The following is a 23884-nucleotide window of genomic DNA, read 5'->3' as shown; positions in this document are numbered from 1 at the left end:
AACACAAAGAGCACTGCCGATCACTCGGTGGTGCTCTTTGTTTTCTCTTTTCTTTTTCTTGGGGCCAAAGAAACGGAAAAATTTACACGCTCCACAATTGAGTTGGGTCTCGGGGATCTTGATGCTGCTGAGAATGTACAAATCCTGTTATTCACCTGCAGATAGGTTAAAGAACTTCCGCCTGCTTGGCAGCAAAGCCGGGATCGCGGCGCTGAAGTAGTATTGAACTTTATGGGGCTAAAGTTGATGCACCGGCAGTAGATGCAATACACTACTGGAAGACATACGAGTCTTTGTTTCTCAGCATGTTCTTGAACATGACTAGTCAGTATACGATGTGTCCAAACCACATATGAGTAACCCAAAGCTATTGTTTTCTGACAGGCCAATTTGTTCAGGGGAAAGTACTTGGTATAACGGACATTACGTCTCCTTAAAGGCCACTATGGATGAAGCCGGAAATGTAACGGACATTTTGGCAGCTAAGATAGGTGAGTTGTGTGAATTAGAGCCGTTTGAGCATCCTAAATGCCGAAAATGTCCGTTACCCTCTAAAAATGTGTGAAAAAGCCGGCTAATAGTTCAAAATGTCCGTTAGAAGGTCCAAGATATTGCGTTAGCAAGTCCAAAGTCCAAAGATACTGCATTAGCGAGTCCGAAACATCAGCAAGCAAATCCAAGATACTCTGTTAGCAATCCAAAGATACTCCGTTAGTTAGCAAGTCCAAAACATCCATTAGCAAAGCCCAAAACATCATTAGCGGTTTTCTCGCCTCTTCGGCTGGAATAGAATAATTTACGCCTGTAGCGCCCAAACTGAATTTATCGAGGATACGATATCCTCTTGGCAAAATAATGATTTATGTTATAATGTATATAAAGTCAAAGAAAGTCAAAGTCAACAAACCGATTCAACTCGATTTAAATCAACTCAAACAAAGGGTCCAAAGGGTTATGGAGGGTAAGTGATGCGCAATATTTCCGATATTATCGAAAAATATCTCAAGGGCATCCTGCAGGACAGCCCCGAGGGGATCATTGAAATTCAGCGCAATGATTTGGCTGAGCAATTTTCCTGCGTGCCATCACAAATTAATTATGTGATCAGTACAAGATTTACCCTGGAGAAAGGCTATCTGGTCGAGAGCAAGCGGGGCGGCGGCGGCTATGTCAGAATCCGCCGTATTGAACTGCCGGGACCGACCACGCTCCACACCCATCTGCATCAAACCATCGGTGAAGAGATGGGGCAGTCCGCAGCGGAGGGGTTAATTTATCAATTAGTGGAGGCTCGCTTCCTGACCACCCGTGAGGCGGCCCTCATGCAGGCGGCTGTATCCCGCGAGGTACTGATGGTGAAGCTGCCGTACCGGGATCAGATCCGGGCCAGAATGATGAAGGCGATGCTCATTTCGTTGCTTTGCTAAGAAAATTAGGGCGGTAATCCAGATCAATCCAGACAAGGAGGGATATTGATCATGCAATGCCAAGAATGCGGCAAACGCCCGGCTACTCTGCACTTCACTAAAATTGTGAATGGAGAGAAGACGGAGTTTCATATTTGTGAAGCTTGTGCCAGGGAAAAGGGAGAACTGATTCCAGGAACCTCCGGTGGTTTCTCCATCCACAATCTGTTATCGGGACTGATGGAATTTCATCCCGGCTTTCAAGGGCAATCGGCACAGACCAAGCCATCCGAGCCGCTTCGTTGTGAGGAATGCGGTCTGACCTATGCTCAGTTCAGCAAAATTGGACGTTTTGGCTGTAGTTCATGCTATAAATATTTTAACAACCGATTGGATCCGCTCTTCAAAAGAGTACACGGCAATACCGTCCATGTAGGCAAGGTTCCGAAGCGGGTAGGTGCTCACATCCAGGCTGAACGCAAGATCGAAGACCTTCGCCGGGAATTGCAGGACAAAATCGTACAGGAAGAGTTCGAAGAAGCTGCGGCGATTCGGGACCAGATTCGGGAGCTTGAAAAGAAATTATCCGCAGAATCAAATTAGGAGGAAGGCGCGATGACTAGTCTGCGATTTACAGAGCAGCCGCTCAGCGAGTGGATGAGCCGGGGCGGCAACGAGTCGGAAATTGTAATGAGTACGCGAGTACGCATCGCCCGCAACTTGATTCACCATCCATTTCCGATGCTGTCCACCAATCAACAGTCGGAGGAGATTCTTAGCCTGATGAAGGACGTGCTTGCCGACGAAGAGCTGAAGCAATTTGGCAAGCTGATTCCGGTCTCAATGAACGAGTTGGAGGAACTGGATAAGCAGATTTTGGTGGAGAAGCACCTGATCAGTCCCAGCCTGGCGAATGAATCGCGAAATGGCGCTGCATTTATCAGCGAGGACGAAAGTCTTAGCGTGATGGTGAACGAAGAGGACCATCTGCGAATTCAATGTTTATATCCGGGGCTCCAAGTACAGGAAGCATGGGAGAAGGCCGCACGAGTGGACGATATTTTTGAAAAGCATGTGGATTATGCCTTCGATGCCAACCGCGGATTCCTTACAAGCTGTCCGACCAATGTCGGCACCGGTCTTCGGGCTTCTGTCATGATGCATTTGCCGGCGCTCGTATTGACCCAGCAGATCAACCTTATTTTGTCGGCTGTATCTCAGGTTGGACTTACCGTGCGCGGCATCTATGGTGAGGGCAGCGATGCAATCGGGAACTTGTTTCAAATCTCAAATCAGATTACACTGGGACAAAGCGAAGCGGAAATCATTGAGAATTTGTACGGAGTTGTCCTGCAAATCATCGAGCATGAGAAGAACGCGCGCGAGAAGCTTCTCCATGAATCCAGACTTCGGATGACGGATCGGGTGATGAGATCATACGGGATTTTGTCCCATGCATCTATTATCGATTCCAAGGAAGCTGCTCAGCGGCTGTCCGATGTGCGGCTTGGCGTAGATATTGGTCTTATTGATTCTCTCCCCGCTCAGGTTATTAACGAGCTGAATGTCATGACCCAGCCGGGGTACTTGCGGAAGCAATTTGGAGAGAGTCTTTCTCCAGGCGAACGTGATATGTACCGGGCGAAGCTGATTCGGGAAAAAATGGGTAATTAACGGAATAGATTCTTATTGGAGGTGTATGTAGGATGATGTTTGGAAGATTTACAGAACGTGCGCAGAAGGTGCTCGCACTGGCTCAAGAGGAAGCAGTCAGACTGGGGCATAACAATATTGGAACCGAGCATATTTTGCTTGGACTGATTCGGGAAGGCGAAGGAATCGCGGCCAAGGCTTTGATCGGTCTCGGACTCGGACTTGAGAAGATTCAAGATGAAGTGGAAACCTTGATCGGACGGGGGCAAGAGCAACCGACGAACATTGCCTATACACCTCGTGCCAAGAAGGTTATAGAGCTATCGATGGATGAAGCACGGAAGCTGGGACATACCTATGTTGGAACCGAGCATATCCTGCTTGGCCTGATTCGCGAAGGCGAGGGTGTTGCCGCACGGGTTCTGAACAACCTCGGCATCAGCCTGAACAAAGCCCGTCAGCAAGTTCTGCAACTGCTGGGAAGCAGTGAGGCGGTATCCAGTCATCACGGAGCTCCGGCAAATGTAAATACTCCGACGCTGGACGGCTTGGCTCGCGACCTTACCGCTTCGGCGAAGGAAGGCAACCTGGATCCAGTCATTGGCCGCAGCAAGGAAATCGAGCGGGTTATACAGGTGCTTAGCCGCCGGACGAAGAACAATCCGGTTCTGATCGGGGAGCCGGGCGTCGGGAAGACGGCCATTGCAGAAGGGCTTGCCCAGAAAATTATCAACAATGAAATTCCGGAGACACTTCGCGACAAGCGGGTAATGACCCTTGATATGGGCTCCGTTGTCGCCGGCACGAAATATCGTGGCGAGTTCGAGGATCGTCTGAAGAAGATCATGGATGAGATTCGTCAGGCAGGCAACATTATCCTGTTCATCGACGAGCTTCATACCTTGATTGGGGCAGGCGGGGCCGAAGGAGCCATCGATGCTTCCAACATCCTGAAGCCTGCATTGGCTCGGGGCGAGCTCCAGTGCATTGGTGCGACAACGCTGGATGAATACCGCAAATATATTGAGAAGGATGCCGCATTGGAACGCCGGTTCCAGCCGATTAACGTCGACCAGCCATCCGTAGAGGAAGCCATCCAGATTCTGCATGGACTTCGGGACCGTTATGAAGCTCACCACCGGGTAAAAATTACGGATGAAGCGATTGAGCAGGCGGTGAAGCTGTCGGATCGCTATATTCAGGATCGTTTCTTGCCAGATAAGGCGATCGACCTGATCGATGAAGCGGGCTCCAAGGTAAGGCTGAACTCTTACACTGTACCGCCAAATCTCAAGCAGCTTGAGAGCCGTCTGGAGGATATCCGCAAGGAGAAAGATGCTGCCGTTCAGAGCCAAGAGTTCGAGAAAGCAGCTGCCCTGCGGGATACGGAACAAAAAATTCGCGAAGAGCTTGATATCACAAAGAACCAGTGGAAAGAAAAGCAAGGACGGACCGATTCCGAAGTGACACCGGAGGATATCGCACAGGTGGTTGCCAGCTGGACGGGGATTCCGGTCAATAAGTTGAAGGAAGAAGAGACCGAGCGTCTGCTCAATATGGAGTCTATCCTGCATGAGCGGGTAATCGGTCAGGATGAGGCCGTGAAGGCGGTCAGCCGGGCTATCCGCCGGGCGCGCGCAGGTCTTAAGGATCCGAAGCGGCCGATGGGCTCCTTCATCTTCCTCGGTCCGACCGGGGTCGGGAAGACGGAGCTGGCTCGTGCACTTGCGGAATCCATGTTCGGTGATGAAAATGCCGTGATTCGAATCGACATGTCGGAATACATGGAGAAGCACTCCACTGCTCGTCTGGTCGGGGCTCCTCCGGGGTATGTAGGCTATGAAGAAGGCGGCCAATTGACCGAGAAGGTACGCCGCAAACCTTACTCTGTAGTCCTGCTGGATGAGATCGAGAAGGCTCACCCTGAAGTCTTCAACATCCTTCTCCAAGTACTGGAGGATGGCCGGTTGACGGACTCCAAGGGGCGTGTCGTGGACTTCCGGAATACTTTGATTATCCTGACCTCCAACGTCGGAGCCGATGCGATTAAGAAGAACTCGCGCCTTGGATTCACCGCGATGGAGGATGCCGGTGCCGATTACGACAACATGAAGGGTAAAGTGATGGAAGAACTTAAGAAGAGCTTCCGTCCGGAATTCCTCAATCGGATCGATGAAATCATTGTCTTCCACTCGCTGGAGCAAAAGCACATCTCCGAGATCGTTACGCTCATGTCCGAGGAGCTTCGCAAGCGCCTGAGAGAGTACGATGTGGACTTTACGCTGACAGATAAAGCGAAGGAGTTCCTGGCCAAGGAAGGCTTTGATCCCGCTTATGGCGCACGTCCGCTTCGCCGGGCAATTCAGAAGCATATCGAAGACCGGTTATCGGAAGAGCTGTTGACAGGAAACGTGAAGAAGGGCGATTCCTTGACTATTGATGAAGAGAACGGTACTCTGACGGTATCAACAACGGGAACTTATACCCGCAATGCCTGATGGATAACTGAATTTCCATGGCAAGAGTGAAAAGAAGCGAACAAACAAAAAGTTGGACGAAAAACCTTGCGTTTTCTCGCCCAGCTTTTTGTTTTGAGGACTTATTAGACACCCCCCTTTTTCTCTTGCTCAGAAAGGCAACAGAAGGAATCCGGTCCTTCTTTGCCGAACTTACATACCTGTCAAGGAGGTACGTCGAAGTGAAGGAAACGATTTTACTAGTGGATGATGAGAAAGAAATTATTAGGCTGATGGAGATTTATCTGCGTAATGAAGGTTATGACCTATTGACTGCATCCGATGGCCTGGAGGCGCTGGAGCTTCTTGAATCGCATCCGGTTCATCTGATCATTCTGGATGTCATGATGCCGAGGCTGGATGGCTTGGAGGCCTGCATGCGGATTCGTGAAGAACGCGATACGCCTATCATTATGCTGTCAGCCAAGAGTGAGGATATGGATAAAATCTCCGGACTAAGCATAGGGGCGGATGATTATGTCACCAAGCCGTTCAATCCGTTGGAGCTGCTCGCCCGGGTAAAGTCACAGCTTCGGAGGTATAATCGATATATCAATAACACCCCTCAGGCTCCTGCCCCGGATGAAATTGTGATCGACGATCTGGTGATTCATACTGCCATGCATAGAGTGACAGTGGACCAACGGGAGATCAAATTAACCCCGCGCGAATTCGAGGTTCTCAAGCTGCTGGCACTCCATCGCGGCATTGTGCTGAGCATGGACAAAATCTATGAGGAAGTATGGAAGGAACCCTATATAGAGTCGAAAAATACGGTCATGGTCCATATCCGCAGACTCCGGGAAAAGATTGAGCTGGATCCGCAGAATCCTCGATACATAAAGACTGTATGGGGAATCGGCTATAAAATAGAAGTCCAATAAGAAAGTCAGGTATTCATGATGAGCTTGAAACGACTAATTTCACTAAGAGTAAAATTTTTGGGGTCCGCGATCGTCAGTCTGCTGCTTTCCGTCGCCGTCATGTATTTATGCCATCAATTGGCCGCCTATATCCTGACGCTCCCTAATACGACGTTTTGGTCTCCCGTTCGAAAGATCGTTCGCGGGATCATCCAGCAATGGGGCTCCATTCCTGCGATGATCGTCGCAGGTACAGGGATCTTTATCCTGACGTATTGGATGCTGACAAGGGGGACGATGCGGTATTTAAAAGAGCTGGATCAAGCCTTGACGGAGGTCGGACTCGGGCGCATGGATGTAAAGATCCCCCTGCGCACCTCTGATGAGCTCGGTCATTTGGCGCAGCATTTAAACGCCACAGTGGAAGGGCTTAATGTCTCCATTCGGGAGATCACGAACGGTCTTGGCGAAATTGCGGAGGGGAATCTGGAACGGAAAATCCCGGCCCAAACAGGGGAATTGGCCAAGATTGCAGACAGCATTAATCATATGGCAGACCGGCTGAATCAGTCTATCGAAGAGGAGCGCCTGGCGGAGAGGTCCAAGAATGATCTGATTACCGGTGTCTCCCACGATCTTCGGACCCCGCTCACGTCCATCCTCGGTTTTTTGGAGGTTATAGAAGAGGATCGTTACAAAGACGAGACAGAACTGCGTTACTATGTGAATATCGCTTATGAGAAGGCGAAGGACCTGAAGAAGCTGATCGACCAGCTCTTCGAATATACGCGGATTCAGAACGGCCTGCCTTTACAAAAGTCCGAGCTTGACCTGAACGGATTTCTGGGTCAGCTGGCGGAGGAATTTGTCCCGATACTGGACAAATCCGGCATGCTATGTCGTGTGTCCGCGCGGCAGGGAAATGCAATCATCCATGCAGATGGGAATTTGCTCGTGCGTGCATTTGAGAATCTATTGAGCAATGCCATTCAATATGGCGCCGATGGCAAATTTATCGATATTGTAATTTCTATCGAAGAGCCTTGGGCCCGTGTGAAATTCATTAACTATGGCAAAGAAATTCCTTCGTCGAGTCTGCCGCATTTGTTTGACCGCTTCTATAGAGTGGACAGCTCCCGTTCCAAGGCGAGCGGAGGAACCGGGTTGGGGCTGGCGATTGCCAAGAGTATTATTGACGTCCATCAGGGCCAAGTGTCCGTGACGAGCAGCCCGCAAAGCACGGCCTTTGAGGTTTTGCTTCCGCTGGAATAGGAAAGGAAGATGTTGTATTTGTATTAAGCCTGGCGTGGACAATAACCTGGTGGTGAAAGTCCACTACAGGCTTGACAGTAGGAACAGTTAGCCAAAGGCAAGGGTGTCCGCTGTGAGGCCGAATCTGAAGGAAGCTGGAGGCAGAGGCAGTCCCTCGTCAATGTATCCGCTTTATCATGGCAATTAATGTAATATTCATGTTAGATATATGTTACGAAAGCTAATTGACAGGTCAAATCAAAAAGCATATATTATTAATAAGTCCAGTGGACGTAATAATTATAATCCGTATGAATAGGAGGATCCGGGCGGTTTTTTGGCGGTAAGTAAATGAGTTAGGTTCTAATTTACTATTTCGAGGGGGGCACTTCAGAAATGCGTTCAAAAGCGATCTTGCCATTATTGTTATGTTTTGTAATCGTTCTCGTAGCTGCGTGTGGCAACAATTCTTCCAAAGGATCTCAACCGTCAACGGGTGATGCTTCATCCGAAGTGAAAACCATTAAGTTCTGGCAGTTCATGGGCTCCATGGACGACAGTACGGATATTAATATTGCTCCGATTATTGAAGAATTTGAAAGCACTCATCCTGGGGTGAAGGTTGATGTACAGCAACTTACCTGGGATAACGGCTTGGACAAAATCACTACGAGCTTTGCTGCCGAAGAGGCACCCGATGTGGTGGAGCTTGGCAACACCTGGGTGACGCAGTTCGCTTCCCAGGATGTGCTGCTGGATCTGTCAGACAAGGTGACCGACATCAAGGGCGAATACGTAGGCTGGGACGGTGTAACCTACGATTCCAAGATCTACGGGGTGCCTTGGCTACTGGGGACACGTGCTTTGTTTTATAACAAAGAGCTGTTCGAGCAGGCTGGCCTGGACCCTGAGAAGGCCCCGACGAACTGGGAAGAGCTGAAAGAGGCAGCGGCCAAAATCACGGAAAATACGGGAGCAAAAGGCTTTGGTATTGCCGCGGGAGAAGCGGAGACACCTTGGACACAATTCTCTATGTTCCTCTGGAGTAACGGCGGGAACTTCCTGAATGCGGATGAAACCGCCAGTGCGTTGAACGAACCGGCTGCGATCGAAACGCTGGAGTATGTTCAAGAATTATCCAAAGTATCGCTTGTCGCTCAAGATGGCATGATTGGCCAGGAATTCGCGGCGGGGAACGTAGGGATGTTCATTTCAGGTGCCTGGAATTTGCGAGGGTTAGCGCAGAATGCGCCCGACTTGAAGTGGGGAGTGGCAGAAATCCCGGTAGCGCCTACAGGCAACTCGGTGTCCTTCTCGGGAGGAGAGATTTTGTCCATCTCCGCCAAGACAGAGTATCCTGAGGAAGCTTATCAATTCGTTCAGTTTATGACCAGCAAGCAAAATGCAATGAAGATTACAGAGATAGCCACCTCCGTATTCCCAGCCTTTCCGGGAGTCGAAGCTGATCCGTTCTTCGCGGACAAGCCGGAGATCGCTATATTCGCCAAGCAAGTTGCGACGGCCCAGAATCCACCTTCTCTGAAGGCGTGGCAAAAAATTTCTGAAAAGGTTACGACTGCGGTAGAGAAAGCTGTATTGCAGCAAACTTCTGCAGCAGAAGTGTTACAGACTGCCTCCGACAACATTAATAAATTGCTCGCAAGATAAAATTCAAAAGGGTAAGGGGACGTTCAGCTCCTTGCCCATGGAGGTATAACATGAACACAGCAGGCCGTAATAAGCTGCGCCAAAACACCACAGCTTATCTGTTTCTATCGCCGTGGCTATTATCGTTTCTGGTATTCAGTTTGTTCCCGATTATTTTCTCGTTATATCTTAGCTTTACTGAAACCGGATTGCTCAAGCTGGAGTCCAACTGGGTGGGGATCACGAACTATTTGGATACGCTAAGCGATCCTGTATTCAAGAAAGCTTTCTGGAATACCTTGTACTTCGTGGCTGTCACGGTCCCAATTACTACGGTACTGTCGATGGTGTTGGCCATCGCTGTGAACAGCCGCATCCCCGGCAAAATATTCTTCCGGGTTTCGTTCTTCATGCCAACCGTGACTTCGGTCATCGTCGTATCCATGATGTTCATGCTGCTGTACGCACCTTCCGGCATCTTGAACTCCATTCTAGGCACTTTTGGCATTCAAAAGGTGCAATGGCTGCTGGATATTCGAACAGCTTTTCCTTCTATTATGGCGATGTCGATCTGGACGGCTGTGGGCTTCTATATGCTGATGTATGTGGCTGCCCTGCAATCGATCCCTGCCAGTCTGTATGAAGCGGCCATCATTGATGGCGCAGGGCTGTGGAGTCAATTTATGCATGTGACGTTGCCGCATTTACGGCATATGAGCATTCTGGTCATTGTCATGAATACCATCAACTCGCTACAAGTCTTCTCCGAGGTATATGTCATGACCAAGGGAGGGCCTTTGAACTCAACGACCACGATGGTGTTGTATATGTACAATACGGCATTCTCCAGCTTGCAACTGGGGAAAGGTTCGGCGATCGCCTATATCTTAATGATTTTCATTATGTTGATGTCGGCTGTTCAAATGTGGCTGATGCGTATTAATAAGGGGGTAGGAGAATGAGCCACCGGCAATCAGCCTTGCGCACATCCATCGTCTTCCTGGTGCTCCTGATTCCCCTGATTGTTATGGTATTTCCGTACCTGTATATGATCAGCATGTCGTTAAAGGGCGATGGCATGATCATCAAGAGCTTCACGGATATTTTCCCGAAGGAGATCACGTTACAGAATTATGTTGATGTCTTGGGAAGTGGGCCGTTTGGGCGTTACTTCCTGAACAGTACGATTATTGCCGTATCTGTAGTGGTGGGGAATATTTTATTTGGATCTATGGTCGGATACGCTTTTGCAAAGCTGACGTTTGTGGGGAAGAATGCCCTTTTTATGATTATCCTGTCTACGATGATGATTCCATTTCAGGTCACCCTGATTCCGCTCTTTCTGCTGATGAGGGAGCTGGGCTGGATCGATACGTACGCGGCACTCATTATCCCGAATCTGATTGCGCCAATGAGCATCTTTCTAATGAGGCAGTATATGTCAGGTTTGCCCAATGAAATCATAGAGGCAGCCAAGATCGACGGTTCCACGGAATTCGGCGTATTCTGGCGTATTATCCTTCCCCTGGCGAAGCCGGCAGTGGGTGTTCTCATCATTGTGCAATTCCTGGGATCGTGGAATAACTTTATCTTCCCTCTGATTCTAACCAACTCCGAGCATATGAGAACATTGCCTTTGGGCTTGGCGCTGTATAAAGGCTTTAATTCTATCGATTGGGTGCATATGATGGCAGCATCTTGCATTTCGACCTTGCCGGTCCTGCTGGTATTTATTATTTTCCAGAAATATATTATTGCAGGAATGACTAGTGGAGCAGTGAAAGAGTAAATGCCATTGAGATAGCCTGGAGGTAACCATATATGGAAGTCAATAATGAACACATGGCTACAATAAAACTTAGCTTACAAGAAAAAGTAGGGAAAATGTGCGTGATTGGAGTGCCTTCCCTGGAGGCTGGAAAATCGTTTCAGGGACGGCAGCAAGCGTATGGGTTTGGCGGGGTGGGTATTTTTCCGCATAATATTAACAATGAATTGCAGGTAACACAGCTCGTTGCAAAATTTCACGAGCTGCATGAATCACGTAATGAGCCAAGTCCCTATTACATTTCTGTCGATGAAGAGGGAGGGAGCTTATCCAATTTCAAAGCCTTCTACCCTTACATTCCCGGCAATCGGGCCATAGCATCCAGCGGTGATCCGGAGGCGGCCTATATGCAGGGGCAAATTATCGGAAGCCAATTGCATGCACTTGGCATTCCGATGGACTGGGCGCCTGTACTGGACGTGAACACCAACATTAACAACCCCGTGATTGGGGTCAGATCCTATGGGGAGGACCCGGAGACGGTAGGCAAGTATGGCCAAGCCTTTATTCGTGGCATGCATGAGGCCGGGGTTGCAGTCACGGCCAAGCATTTTCCCGGGCATGGACAGGTCAGTGGGGATTCCCACTATGTCTTGCCTGAATGTCCGCTCACGTTGGAGGAGCTTGGCAAGGGACCGCTGTTGCCGTTTGTCGCTGCTATTAAGTCCGGCGTAGATTCGATCATGATGGGGCATCTGGTATTTCCGAATATTCCCGAATCCCAGGGGCTTCCGGCTTCGCTGAGTCCCTTTTTTGTCCACGGGCTGCTTCGCGGCCAATTGGGTTATGAAGGTGTCATCTGTACGGATGATGTGGAGATGGGGGCGATTAAGGATAACTATTCGCCTGAGGAGATCGGTATTATGGCAGTGAAGGCGGGGGTGGACCAGATTTTGATGTGCCATACGCCCGAATTTCAGGAGCGCGTAGTCGCGGGGATCGTGGGGGCCATCGAGCGAGGAGAGCTTTCGGAGGAGCAGATCGATCAGTCCATCGCCAGAATCAGACGCCTGCATCAGTCATTTGAACGATATCAGCTTGAAGCCAAGCCGCTTCCTCGCGAGGAATGGGAGTCAGAGTCTTTGAAGCTGGCCATTCGCACGGTTGTCGTAGAACGTGATCCGCAAGGTTTGCTTCCTATGAGCAAGAACCATCGTTATCTGTTAATTTTGCCGAAGCAAGAGAAGCTGACAGTAGCCGATAATACTAGCGACTCCGAACTGATTCTCGCTCGGTTACTAGATGAAGCTGGCTTTGAGGTACACTTAAGCACTTGCTCGCTGGACCCGCAAATCGAGGAAATAACAGCACTCACTGAACAATCACAGGATTACGATTGCATTATTCAGGGAACGTTGAATGCGCATCTGTTCGGCGGGCAGACGACTCTGGCCCAACAATTGCAGGATACCCGTAAGCCAATCTTACATCTGGTCTTAAGAAATCCCTACGATGTAGACTGCCTTTCGAAAGATGCGGGAGTGGTCATGGTCGGCTCAACCTCGGACTATTCGATAAAGGCTTTAACCCGGATTCTTGCAGGCGAAGCTTGATCGGTATAAATGTTAGATTTTGAAAAATATGATAAAATAGACGCATCATTGCAAGAAGAGAAGGGGTATTATGGCTGTGACGATGAAAGGCAACCTTCAGTTAATGAAGGAAATTAATACCGCAACCATACTTAATTTGCTTCACCGCAAGCAGCGGTTGTCCAGAGCGGAGATTTCAAAGATAACGCGTCTCAGCGCCACGACGGTATCCGGCCTTGTGGAGGAACTCATTGCTGACAATATGGTCGAGGAAGCCGGGGAGCAATCGATGGTTGGTGCCGGCCGCAGAGCTATGACCCTGCAAATTAAGCCCAATGGCGGCTACGTGCTGGGCGTCTCCGTTGGGAATACCTGGCTGGTATGTGCTGTATTTAATTTAATTGGTGAGAAGATATCCGAGTATAAGACTGAAGTTCTTACGGGGAATGAAGCTATTATTGGCCAGATCGATGCCTCCATCCAAGCTTGCATGGCGAAGGTTCCCGGACTCAAGCTGGAACTCATCAAAGGGATCGGGATTGCGGTTCCCGGCATTATTAATGAGTCGGGCGAAGTAATCACACTTTCTAATTTTCTGAAAATTAAAGATCTAAACGTGAAAAGCGAGCTGTCGAGCAAATATCCAGACATTCCGTTCCAGGTGACTAACGATTCCAATGCTGCTGCATTTGCCGAGATGCATGGGGGAGTTGGCGAGAATAGAAACCATTTGCTGTATCTGACGATTAACGAAGGAATTGGCTCCGGGTTGGTGCTTAATAAGGAAATTTTCTCCGGATACATGGGTGCAGTCGGCGAAATTGCTCACATTCCGATTAACTCCAGTGGCGGGAGCATCGAGACGGTAATTACAACGCCCTTTATTATGGAGCGCTGCAAGCAGGAAGCCAAGGCGCTTGGGGTAAAGATTCCGGACTCGATGGAAAAAATTCTGCGGAGATATGAAGCGGGAGAAGAATGGCTCCAGCCTATATTTAAGCAAATTTTGTATGTGACGACGCTGCTGGTTGCGACGGCTGTTAATTTTATCAGTCCAGAGGTAGTGGTTATCGAAGGCTGGATGATTGATTCAGAGCTGTTCTTCGATAAGCTGCGTGATAATCTCGTGCAATTCCCGTTCCCGTTGCCATTTGCACCAGACCGCTTGATCGCTTCTTCTTATAGAGAAGAGGGCTCTTTGCACGGCTCGGCAACGCTGATGCTTCAGAAGCTATTCAAAGCACCTTCCGTGTTACAGTGAAGGTGCGGAAGCAATAGCGCTATGAGCTGCATAAATATTTTGTCCATTGAACCAAATAAATAGGAAAGAAGGCGAAGGGATGAAAACGAACGTAGTTGGAAAAGTGCTGAAGGTTTGGGTGGCCTTGTTGTTGCTGGTTGGCGTGCTGCCTGTAATGAAGAGTTATGCGGCAGGGACTAACCTAGTCACTAACGGAGGTTTCGAGTCGAATTTGGCGTCTTGGTCCAATTGGGACGGAGTAACCACCGTGACTTTCCCTGTGTACGAAGGAAGCCGGGCGGCACGGTTAGGCACGGGCGAGAGCGGCGCAGGCCAGATCATTGACGGAATTACGCCCTCCACCAAATATGAGCTTTCCGGGGCAGGGCGGGTAAGTGTCACCGGAGAGACAGCGATCCTTGGCGTTGATTGTTTGGATGTCAACGGGGTTAGATTGGCAGGCGGGAAGTTTGAGTTATTCTATACAACAACGGGTTACGCACCCAAGACGCTGACCTTCACGACAATCCCGGGTACGGCCAAGCTTCAAGTGTATATTTACAAAAATCCCAATATTGGCGGCTATGGCTATATAGACGAGATATCCCTGACTCAAGCTACTCCTGATAGTGGCGCTGGCGGGGGAACGAAAGCGCTCTGGGTATGGGAATTGTCGGACTTGGCAACTTCCGCAGCACGTTCTGAACTGATTCAATTCTCATTATCTAAAGGAATTAACATGCTCTACGTGAATACGGGAACCAATTTGACGACGAACCCCGACCACTATCGTGCGCTTATAGCACAGGCACATGCTAATGATATGCAGGTAGAGGCTCTGGATGGTCAGTCGGATTGGGTGCGAGCGGAGAACCATTATATTCCGCTAGGGAGATTGCAGGATGTGATTGATTACAATGCGGCTTCTGCGGTGAATGAACGGTTTGACGGGGTTCATCACGATAATGAACCTTATACCCTGCCCGATTGGTCCACGAATAGACAAGGATTAAGTGCAGATTATCTTAATTTGGCGGCGAAGTCCCAGCAGCTTCTGACTGGCAGCGGTTCTTCCATGACCTTCTCGGGAGATATTCCGTTCTGGTATGATACGTTCTCGATCACTCATAACGGGGTAACCAAGGAAATGCATAAGCATGTTCAGGACGTCATGGACTATGTAACGATTATGGATTACCGTGACTTCGCTGAAGGGCCGGATGGTATTATTCAGAACGGACAGAACGAGGTTGACTATGGAAGCATCATTGGCAAGAAGGTGGTTATTGGAGTAGAGACCTACGATGTGCCGGGCGATCCGGAGTTTGTCACCTTCTATCAGGAGGGTGAAGCCTATATGAACCAGGAGCTTGAGAAGGTAGATGCCTATTTCGCGGGCGCTGACGGATATGGTGGGCTAGCCATCCACTACTACACCACTTATAAGAATATGCTGCCTTAATACGGGCCATTTGCAGAAAGAAGCCGATTCTCGTCATCCACGGGAATTGGCTTCTTCTAGTGCGCCCGGCTACCCGCGTTCTTTCATGAATGCGGTAGCCGGGCTTTTCTATGCCCAGGATAGAAAGATAAGAAAATGGTAAGCATTTGTTAAGAACTGCTGTATGGATTATTAACTTTCCTTTTCTATACTTCTTTTCGGAAGCTCTGATAGAGAGAAGGGAGTTACATACATGGTTTTCTCAAGCATGATTTTTTTATACCTCTTTTTACCTGTTCTGCTCGCGGCTTATTTTTTATTCAAAAAGCCCACTCATCGGATATGGATTTTGATCGGATTCTCTTATGTGTTTTATGCATGGGGAGAACCGGTATGGGTGATCCTGTTGCTGGCTGCGTCCCTGCTAGGCTATTTCTTCGCCCTTGGCATCGAGCGGACAAGAGGAACCCCGCTGTCCAGACTCTTGTTCATCACAGCCATTGCAGTCAACATCGGCCTCCTGTGCTTTTTTAAGTATACCGGATTTCTGATGGAGAGCTTGAATATGCTGTTGCCCTTTCAGCTCCCCGTTCCAGATATAAAGCTGCCTATTGGTATTTCCTTCTTCACCTTCGAACTGATTTGTTATCTCACAGATGTCTACAAGGGTGTCATCGAGGCTCCGAGGTCACCGAAAAAGGTCCTGTTTTACGTCTCTTTCTTCCCGCATTTAGTGGCCGGGCCGATCATTCGCTATCGGGATATCGAAGAGCAGATTGAACGTCCGCAAGTCACCCTGGCCGGCTTTAGTGGAGGGGTCTCCCGCTTTGTATTCGGGCTTGGGAAAAAGGTGCTGCTGGCTAACCTCTTGGGAGAATCGGCCAATCTCCTGCTACATGCGGACGAAGCCTCAGTCTCTGTCTTGGGAATGTGGTTCGGCATCCTGCTGTTCGCCTTGCAGATCTATTTTGATTTCTCCGGGTATTCGGATATGGCGATCGGCTTAGGTAAAATGTTCGGATTCAATCTTAGGGAGAACTTCAACTATCCTTATATCTCCAAGTCTGCGGGGGAGTTCTGGCGGAGATGGAATATGTCCCTGGGGGGATTCTTCCGTGATTATGTCTACATTCCTCTGGGAGGAAACCAAAGAAATACCGTGCGGAACTTGTTCGTGGTCTGGTTTTTGACCGGCATCTGGCATGGGGCCAGCTGGAACTTCATTATTTGGGGGCTTTATTTCGGCACGCTGATTTATATTGAAAGACAGTTTCTCGGCAAATGGCTAAATAAATTACCTGCTCTATTTGCCCATATATATGCCGTGCTGATTATTCTGATTGGTTGGGTTTGGTTCTACTTTACAGATCTGTCTGAAGCGATCCATGCCTTGCTTACCATGTTTGGCCTTAATCATAAAGCCATTCTCAATGTAGAATTGGGATTCTATGTGCGCGACAATTTGACCCTGGTTGCTGCAGCCGTGATTCTCTCAACACCGTTGCTCCTAACAGGTGCCCGGAGGATTGCCAAGGCGTTTCCAAGGCTGGGAAGGGGAATTGCGTTTGCCGGGACTCCGGTCCTTCAAGTCATTATTCTCTTTCTCTGTACAGTCTTGCTTGTCGGCAGTTCTTATAATCCCTTTTTGTACTATCGTTTCTGATGAAAGGAGGGGCAGATATGAATTTACGATATAAAATAAATACGGTCTTATTTCTGGTTATGATCTTTGGTTATGGGATCATCAGCCTGATTCATACCTATGCGGATAATGGAAGTGTCTCATCCCTGGAGCAGCGAGCCCTAGGGGAGTTTCCTGCTTTTTCATGGGAGAGTCTGGCGACAGGCGCCTTCACCCGGGACCTCGATCAATATTTCAATGATCACCTTCCGCTCCGCACTTCCATGGCTAAGACAGGCGCGCTTATTATGACGTGGAAAGGGCTGCCTGACGAAGAAGCGATCCTGGTTCAGCAAGGAGGAGACAATACCGCATTAAGATTGACTGATGATAACGATACGGAGCAACTGGTGCAAGAAAGCCATGATACGCAATATTTAATTTATAAAGAGCAGGCTTACACACTGTTTAAGTATTCGAATACCGCTGCCGAGTTGTATGCCGAAACGCTGAACCGCTTTCGTTCCGAGGTTGAGTCCACGGCCCGCGTCTATTCCATGCTGGTTCCGACATCCTCTGAATTTATTGATCATGGTCAATATAGCCGGCTTTCGGATTCGCAGAAGGAGGCGTTCGGACATATAAATGAATTGCTGTCCTCCGGAATTCAACAAATTGATGCTTACAGGGCGCTGGATGAGCATAAGGAGGAGGACATCTATTTTCGCACAGATCATCACTGGACCGCTTTGGGCGCCTATTATGCATATAGCGAATTTATGAAGACTATTGGAGAAGAGGCGGTACCGCTGAGCACCTTCGCACAGGGGGAGATCGATGGGTTCCTGGGCTCCTCCTATAAGGCAACGTTAAACTACAAGCTGAAGTCCCGTCCGGATGTGATTACTTATTATCAGCCGGCGGACACCTACAGCTACACCAGGTATTACTCGAATGGCAAGGAAGTCGCAGGTAAGGTAGTTGATCCGGCATATGCCAAGGAGGATATCGGCCTGTACTCGGTCTTCCTAGGCGGGGATTTTCCGTGGGGAGAAATTCAAACCGGGCAGGATAACGGGAAGAGCATTGTTGTGATCAAAGACTCGTATGCCAATGCGCTCATTCCTTATCTGATCCCGCATTTTCAATCCATTTATTATATCGATCCCAGGTTTTATACAGGCAGCCTGACTGCCTTTGTAGAGGAGCATCACGTTACGGACGTGCTATTTCTAAATAACTCTACGGTCGCCCGTACCAAGGGAATCGCCGAGCTGATTGATCAGTTGATGTGAAAGTTCAAATAATATCGTGGATTTTCTACAAAAATCAACGCGTTTTACCGATGTAATAGAATAAAAGCAGCTTGCAAAGCTTAGCTTTGTAGCTGCTTTTTTTGTTCCATAACCTCTCCGTTTCTGCCGGAGATGCTTCCCGTTGAAATAAAACAATGGTAAACTTTTAATGATACCTTGTACCGCTGTCTGCATTGTTTTACAAATTTTGCAGTGTGTGAAAAGGAGAGGTAAATGGTTAAAGTAAAAACAAAGTTCTACTGCACGGAATGCGGGTATGAGACGCCCAAATGGTATGGCAAATGCCCCGGCTGCGGGTCATGGAATACCATGGTGGAGGAGACGGAAAAGGTCGTTAAGACTCAGGGTCTCACTTCGGGGATTTTTCATACGAAAGAAAAGCCGCTTCCGATCATAAATATAGAAAGTGGTCAAGAGCCGCGAATTCAGACGGGGATTGCCGAGCTGAACCGGGTATTGGGCGGAGGCGTAGTTCCAGGCTCCCTTATTCTGGTCGGCGGAGATCCTGGGATCGGCAAGTCGACACTGCTGCTGCAGACCTCTCATGAAATGGCCCGGGCAGGCTTAAGGGTGCTCTATATTTCCGGAGAGGAATCAACCCGGCAGACGAAGCTTCGCGCGGAGCGCTTGGGCGCTCTCTCGGCAGAACTGTACGTTCTGTGCGAGAGCAGCATGGACAATATCGAGGAGGCTATTGATCAGATCAAGCCGGACTTCCTTGTCATTGACTCCATCCAGACCGTCTATCTGGCAGAGGTAACAAGTGCGCCGGGGAGCGTGTCCCAGGTGCGGGAATGCACCGCACGCTTCATGCGGATTGCCAAGGGCCAGGGCATTGCTACGGTTCTCGTAGGCCATGTGACCAAGGAAGGCGCCATTGCGGGGCCGCGAATGCTGGAGCATATGGTCGATTGCGTCCTTTATTTTGAAGGGGAACGGCATCATTCCTATCGACTGCTCCGGGCGGTAAAGAACCGCTTTGGATCAACGAATGAGATCGGGATCTTTGAGATGAATGAGGCAGGCCTTACCGAAGTAGCCAATCCCTCCGAGCTGTTCCTCTCGGAACGGCCGCTTGGAGTGGCGGGATCAACGGTCGTCGCCAGTATGGAGGGCACTCGGCCGATGCTGGTCGAATTGCAGGCGCTGATTGCCTCCACGCATTTTCCTTCACCGAGAAGAATGGCAACCGGAGTTGATCATAACCGGATGAATCTGATCATTGCCGTGCTGGAGAAGCGGATGGGCATGTTCCTTCAGAATCAGGACGCCTATGTGAATCTGGCCGGCGGGGTCAAGCTGGATGAGCCGGCTGTCGATCTGGCTATGGCAGTGAGCATTGCTTCCAGCTTCCGGGATCTGTCTACCAAGCCGTATGACGTCATCTTCGGTGAAGTGGGCCTGACCGGCGAAGTCCGGGCGGTGGCCCGGGCGGAGCAACGGGTCAAGGAGGCGGCAAAGCTTGGCTTCAAGCGGGTAATCCTTCCCGAGAAGAGCATGAAGGGCTGGAATGGTCCCAAGGATATTCAATTAATCGGTGTTAATACCGTTGCAGATGCGCTAGCTGTTGCGTTAGATTAGGGGGCACTAGATAATGAAGGAAACTACCCAGGCGGAAAAAATGAATGATTTGCTCAGGCTTGTGGCACCGGGAACGGCCTTTCGCGACGGCCTTGAGAACGTGCTTCGCGCGAAGACGGGGGGACTGATCGTTGTCGGATACAGCCCGGAAGTGATGGAGGTCGTCGAGGGCGGCTTCTCCATCAATTGTGATTTCACGCCTAACTATCTGTACGAACTGGCCAAGATGGATGGTGCGATTATTCTGAGCGAAGACTTGAAACGGATTCTTTATGCCAATACCCAGCTCATTCCCGATTCGTCCATTGCCTCCTCAGAGACAGGAATCCGGCACCGTACCGCGGAGCGGGTTGCGAAGCAGACCGGCAAGCTTGTGGTCTCAATCTCGCAAAGGCGGAATATTATCACACTGTATCAAGGCGGCCTGAGATACGCATTGAAGGAGATCGGCGTTATTCTGACGAAGGCGAATCAGGCGATTCAGACCTTGGAGAAATACAGAGCCGTATTGAACCAGACATTGACTAACCTGTCTGCCTCGGAATTTGAAGAACTTGTTACGATTCCGGAGGTTATTAACGTGATTCAGCGCGTTGAGATGGTGATCCGCATCAAAATGGAGATCAAGCGGTTTATTAACGAGCTTGGTACCGAAGGACGCCTGATCAGCATGCAGATGGAGGAATTGGTCAGCAACATGGAAGAGGAGGCCTGGCTGCTGTATAAGGACTACGCGAAGGACGGCAGTGATGAGGCGATCCGCGAGATTATCGGGGGATTGAAGCGCTCAACCGATGATGAGCTGCTGGATGACAATCATATTACCCGCCTGCTTGGCTATCCGTCATCAGCGACGACTTCCGAGGAATTGATCTCTCCAAGAGGATACCGCATCCTGAACAAGATTCCCCGCCTTCCGAATGTGATTATCCATAATCTCGTTGAAAGATTTAATGAGCTTCCCAATGTGCTTACCGCTTCCATCGAAGAACTGGATGAGGTGGACGGAATCGGTGAAGTGAGAGCGCGTGCTATTAAGGAAGGGCTGAAGCGGCTTCAAGAGCAGGTGTTCATTGACAGACAAATCTAAATTCCCTACAATCAAGTGATGTTACCTGAATTTCTATGAGGTGAAAAGATGATTACAAAATCAATTCCGAACCTGTTTACCCTTGGTAACTTGTTTCTCGGAATGCTGGCCATGATGCTGGCTCTTGACGGCAGGTACAGTCTTGCTGCCATCATGGTAATTGTCGCTATGCTGCTGGATGGCCTGGATGGACGTGTCGCCAGAGCCTTGAATTGTTCGAGCGAATTCGGCAAACAGCTTGATTCCTTATCAGACATCATTTCATTTGGCGTAGCACCGGCACTCATTATGTATCTGATTTCATTCCAGAGTCTGCCGCAGACCGGATTAGTCTGGGTGGTTACGGCACTGTTTCCGATGTGTGGAGCCTTGAGGCTTGCCCGATTCAACGTTCATAAAGGAATCCCGGGATATTTCATTGGACTGCCGATTCCCGCCGCAGGCGGTGTAGTCGCTACGCTTTCCTTATTCAGCAAAGATATTTCCGCACTTTATTTGATGATTTCTATGATTTTGCTGTCTTACCTGATGGTCAGCTCGGTGAAATATCCGAACTTCAAGAAGGTGGGTTTACCCAAGAAAGCTCTTATCTTTACTCCTTTTGTGGTCCTTCTGGCCGTGATGATCGCGGTGATCTTTCCCGAACAGATTTCCAAGCTGATTTTTGTACCGCTGGTACTCTATGCAGGGTATGGTTTGAGGCAGAATATCAGAAAGCTGCTGCGCCGCAAACGCCGTGAGGATGAAGACCCTGAGCGAATCTACAGGCCGAAGCGTTAATAAATGCAATCAAAAAGGGACTGTTCAATCAGTCCCCCAAATAAAAAGTTGGGCGAGAAAACGTAAGAGTCCGTTTTCCGTCCAACTTTTTGCGTCTACTCATTTTAATGCTTTTTTGCACTTATATCGCCACATGAGCCCCCACGGTAGCAATTTTAGTGACATTCTGCACTAAATTCACCGTACGAGCGTCTGCGCCAGCAATTATATTGCTTTTCTGCACTAAATTTACCGTACGAGCGCTTGCATCAGCAATTATAATGCCTTTCTGCACTAAATTCGCCATATGAGCTCCCACGCCAGTAATTATCGTGCATTCTAGCGCCTTTTTCTGCACCTCACAAAGTCGCAGCGCCGTTCAAGGAAGCTGCCAGCTACGTTAACCTTTGAGATAGCCTCTTTTTTTGATATTTGAACTAGGACATATTAAAAAAACCTAAGGTAGAACATTTCTGGGATTCCCGCTGCAGCACCTCTTCTAGCTCAAATCCGAGCAAATTACCAAGAGCGGACATATAGAACAGGCTTCGTCCGAGCTCATTCATCACGGCATCCCGGCAGTTCTCGCACAGCTCTCCGTGAACATGATGCTTGATATGCTCCTTGGCTTCTTCCAGAGCAATACCCGAAACGAATTCCTGCTTGGTGGCATGCAATTCGACACATCCGCATTCAGTGACCGCTTTGGTTACCGAACGGACGGCCGCTGTATTAGTTTGTCCCATTTTGGACATCACATCCAGCAGACTACGGTGACGGAGCAACAATTCCGATACTTGATCCTGAAATGCTTGTAGACTTGATGCGCTCATTTTCCATCCACCTCAACATATTTGAATTGCCTCCATTATATGCCACTCTTTCCTACGTAATCAACCAGAAATCCCGCCGCGTCTGTAATTCGATCATGCCAACATCAGAAACCGGTTCAAAAAAATGTTCTCCGCCCCGGATTACAACGTCAAAAATTGGATCATACTGGTAATGAAAAAAGAATTAGGAGGTGAGGAATAACATGCTGAAACGTTATGTAAGAATATTGGCCGGCGTATGCGGGGCATGGTTCGGTTATACACTGGAGGGGGCGGCAGGCTTTTTTCCCCGTCCGTTGAGAGACTGGTTCATGATGATGCATCCGATTGTAGCACAACTGCTGCTGGCGGCGGCAGGCGCATGCCTGTTTTTGTTTGTTTATTCGCTATCGTTTGAGATATTGTCCTCAAAGGTGAAGCAAGGAATATCCGCTCTGACACAGATTCCGATGAAGGATATGGCGGCGGGATCGGCCGGATTGACTGCGGGACTTCTTCTATCATTAATGGTCTACCCTATTCTAGCCGGATTGGGGAGTTTAGCGGGGTTTCTTCAGTTCGCGGTATCCATGCTGCTCGGTTATATAGGGCTCTGTGTTGGGTTGGCCAAAAAGGAAGAGCTATCCTCATTATGGATTTCGGGAAAATGGGGAAGCGCAAGCACAGAAGAAACGTACAGGTTCGAGGAGCACAAAATTTTGGATACAAGCGTCATCATTGATGGCCGGATTGCAGATATTTGCAAGACCGGATTTATAGAAGGAACAATTGTAATCCCCGAATTTGTGCTTGAGGAGCTGCAGCATATCGCCGATTCATCGGACTTGCTTAAGCGTAATCGCGGGCGCAGAGGGCTGGATATCCTGAACAAGATCCAGAAGGAGCTGGATGTGAAGGTGATGATCTATGAAGGGGATTTCGAAGAAATCTCCGAGGTGGACAGCAAGCTTGTCAAGCTGGCCAAGGTGCTCCAGGGCAAGGTGGTCACCAATGATTTCAACCTGAACAAGGTATGCGAACTCCAAGGTGTATCCGTGTTGAATATCAACGACCTGGCCAATGCAGTGAAGCCGGTGGTCCTGCCGGGCGAGGAGATCATGGTTCAGGTCATCAAGGATGGCAAGGAGCATGGACAGGGGGTTGCATACCTGGATGACGGCACCATGATTGTCGTGGAGGGCGGGCGAGATTATATCGGCTCCATTACGGAAGTGCTGGTAACCAGTGTACTGCAAACCTCGGCGGGACGGATGATCTTTGCCAAGCCGAAACTGTTGGAAAAAGCCCAATAATTAGGTATGATGGGG

Annotated in this window: 19 protein-coding genes; 18 read left to right on the top strand and 1 reads right to left on the bottom strand. The window is 49.2% G+C overall.

Annotated elements, in window-relative coordinates; translation table 11 throughout:
* The first annotated feature begins 968 nt into the window (after nucleotides 1–968).
* From TX85_RS24580 to pssA, 17 genes are all read left to right on the top strand, one after another.
* Nucleotides 969–1427, top strand: a complete 459-nt coding sequence (locus TX85_RS24580) for a CtsR family transcriptional regulator (RefSeq protein WP_044482563.1) — start codon at nucleotides 969–971, stop codon at nucleotides 1425–1427.
* A gap of 51 nt (nucleotides 1428–1478) precedes the next feature.
* Nucleotides 1479–2009, top strand: a complete 531-nt coding sequence (locus TX85_RS24575; protein WP_044482562.1) for a UvrB/UvrC motif-containing protein — start codon at nucleotides 1479–1481, stop codon at nucleotides 2007–2009.
* 12 nt (nucleotides 2010–2021) lie between these two features.
* A complete protein-coding gene (locus TX85_RS24570) occupies nucleotides 2022–3080 on the top strand; it encodes a protein arginine kinase (RefSeq protein WP_044482561.1) in 1059 nt (352 codons plus the stop codon).
* A gap of 32 nt (nucleotides 3081–3112) precedes the next feature.
* Complete coding sequence (gene clpC, locus TX85_RS24565) at nucleotides 3113–5557, top strand: ATP-dependent protease ATP-binding subunit ClpC (RefSeq protein ID WP_044482560.1); 2445 nt, start codon at nucleotides 3113–3115, stop codon at nucleotides 5555–5557.
* A 200-nt stretch (nucleotides 5558–5757) separates the two neighbouring features.
* A complete protein-coding gene (locus tag TX85_RS24560) occupies nucleotides 5758–6459 on the top strand; it encodes a response regulator transcription factor (RefSeq protein ID WP_071784257.1) in 702 nt (233 codons plus the stop codon).
* Nucleotides 6460–6516: 57 nt separating this feature from the next.
* Nucleotides 6517–7710, top strand: coding sequence for a sensor histidine kinase (locus tag TX85_RS24555; protein ID WP_233500858.1), 1194 nt, complete (start codon nucleotides 6517–6519; stop codon nucleotides 7708–7710).
* Nucleotides 7711–8202: 492 nt separating this feature from the next.
* Nucleotides 8203–9357 (top strand): sugar ABC transporter substrate-binding protein, encoded by a 1155-nt coding sequence (locus TX85_RS24550; RefSeq protein ID WP_158297375.1) that lies wholly within the window; start codon nucleotides 8203–8205, stop codon nucleotides 9355–9357.
* Nucleotides 9358–9407: 50 nt separating this feature from the next.
* The gene (locus tag TX85_RS24545) at nucleotides 9408–10298 is read left to right on the top strand and encodes a carbohydrate ABC transporter permease (RefSeq protein ID WP_044482559.1); all 891 of its coding nucleotides are present in this window, start codon (nucleotides 9408–9410) and stop codon (nucleotides 10296–10298) included.
* Nucleotides 10295–11125 (top strand): carbohydrate ABC transporter permease, encoded by an 831-nt coding sequence (locus TX85_RS24540; RefSeq protein WP_044482558.1) that lies wholly within the window; start codon nucleotides 10295–10297, stop codon nucleotides 11123–11125. Before TX85_RS24545 ends, TX85_RS24540 begins: the two co-directional genes overlap by 4 nt.
* 32 nt (nucleotides 11126–11157) lie before the next feature.
* The gene (locus TX85_RS24535; protein WP_044482557.1) at nucleotides 11158–12717 is read left to right on the top strand and encodes a glycoside hydrolase family 3 protein; all 1560 of its coding nucleotides are present in this window, start codon (nucleotides 11158–11160) and stop codon (nucleotides 12715–12717) included.
* A 70-nt stretch (nucleotides 12718–12787) separates the two neighbouring features.
* Nucleotides 12788–13957 (top strand): ROK family transcriptional regulator, encoded by a 1170-nt coding sequence (locus TX85_RS24530; RefSeq protein WP_044482556.1) that lies wholly within the window; start codon nucleotides 12788–12790, stop codon nucleotides 13955–13957.
* A gap of 79 nt (nucleotides 13958–14036) precedes the next feature.
* Nucleotides 14037–15398 carry a hypothetical protein gene (locus tag TX85_RS24525; RefSeq protein WP_049895230.1) on the top strand — a complete coding sequence of 454 codons (1362 nt, stop codon included), beginning with the start codon at nucleotides 14037–14039 and terminating at the stop codon, nucleotides 15396–15398.
* Nucleotides 15399–15645: 247 nt separating this feature from the next.
* Nucleotides 15646–17040 carry an MBOAT family O-acyltransferase gene (locus tag TX85_RS24520; protein ID WP_233500857.1) on the top strand — a complete coding sequence of 465 codons (1395 nt, stop codon included), beginning with the start codon at nucleotides 15646–15648 and terminating at the stop codon, nucleotides 17038–17040.
* 17 nt (nucleotides 17041–17057) lie between these two features.
* Nucleotides 17058–18293, top strand: a complete 1236-nt coding sequence (locus tag TX85_RS24515; RefSeq protein WP_044482554.1) for a DHHW family protein — start codon at nucleotides 17058–17060, stop codon at nucleotides 18291–18293.
* A 234-nt stretch (nucleotides 18294–18527) separates the two neighbouring features.
* Entirely contained in the window at nucleotides 18528–19895 is a 1368-nt protein-coding gene (gene radA, locus TX85_RS24510) for a DNA repair protein RadA (RefSeq protein WP_044482553.1), read from the top strand.
* Between the two features lie 13 nt (nucleotides 19896–19908).
* Complete coding sequence (disA, locus tag TX85_RS24505; RefSeq protein WP_044482552.1) at nucleotides 19909–20985, top strand: DNA integrity scanning diadenylate cyclase DisA; 1077 nt, start codon at nucleotides 19909–19911, stop codon at nucleotides 20983–20985.
* A 48-nt stretch (nucleotides 20986–21033) separates the two neighbouring features.
* Nucleotides 21034–21765 (top strand): CDP-diacylglycerol--serine O-phosphatidyltransferase, encoded by a 732-nt coding sequence (gene pssA, locus TX85_RS24500; RefSeq protein WP_044482551.1) that lies wholly within the window; start codon nucleotides 21034–21036, stop codon nucleotides 21763–21765.
* Nucleotides 21766–22181: 416 nt separating this feature from the next.
* Here the strand turns inward: pssA and TX85_RS24495 are convergent, their stop codons facing one another.
* On the bottom strand, nucleotides 22182–22577 hold the full coding sequence (locus tag TX85_RS24495; protein WP_044482550.1) for a nucleoside triphosphate pyrophosphohydrolase family protein: 396 nt from the start codon (nucleotides 22575–22577) through the stop codon (nucleotides 22182–22184).
* A 203-nt stretch (nucleotides 22578–22780) separates the two neighbouring features.
* Here TX85_RS24495 and TX85_RS24490 point away from each other — a divergent pair, with 203 nt between their 5' ends.
* On the top strand, nucleotides 22781–23869 hold the full coding sequence (locus TX85_RS24490) for a PIN/TRAM domain-containing protein (RefSeq protein ID WP_044482549.1): 1089 nt from the start codon (nucleotides 22781–22783) through the stop codon (nucleotides 23867–23869).
* The last annotated feature ends 15 nt before the right edge of the window (nucleotides 23870–23884 follow it).

Origin of the sequence: Paenibacillus antibioticophila, from assembly GCF_000455265.1 — a bacterium.
Taxonomy (GTDB): domain Bacteria; phylum Bacillota; class Bacilli; order Paenibacillales; family Paenibacillaceae; genus Fontibacillus; species Fontibacillus antibioticophila.
Note: the sequence above shows the minus strand (reverse complement) of the source record. Positions and strands in the feature narration are given on the sequence as shown.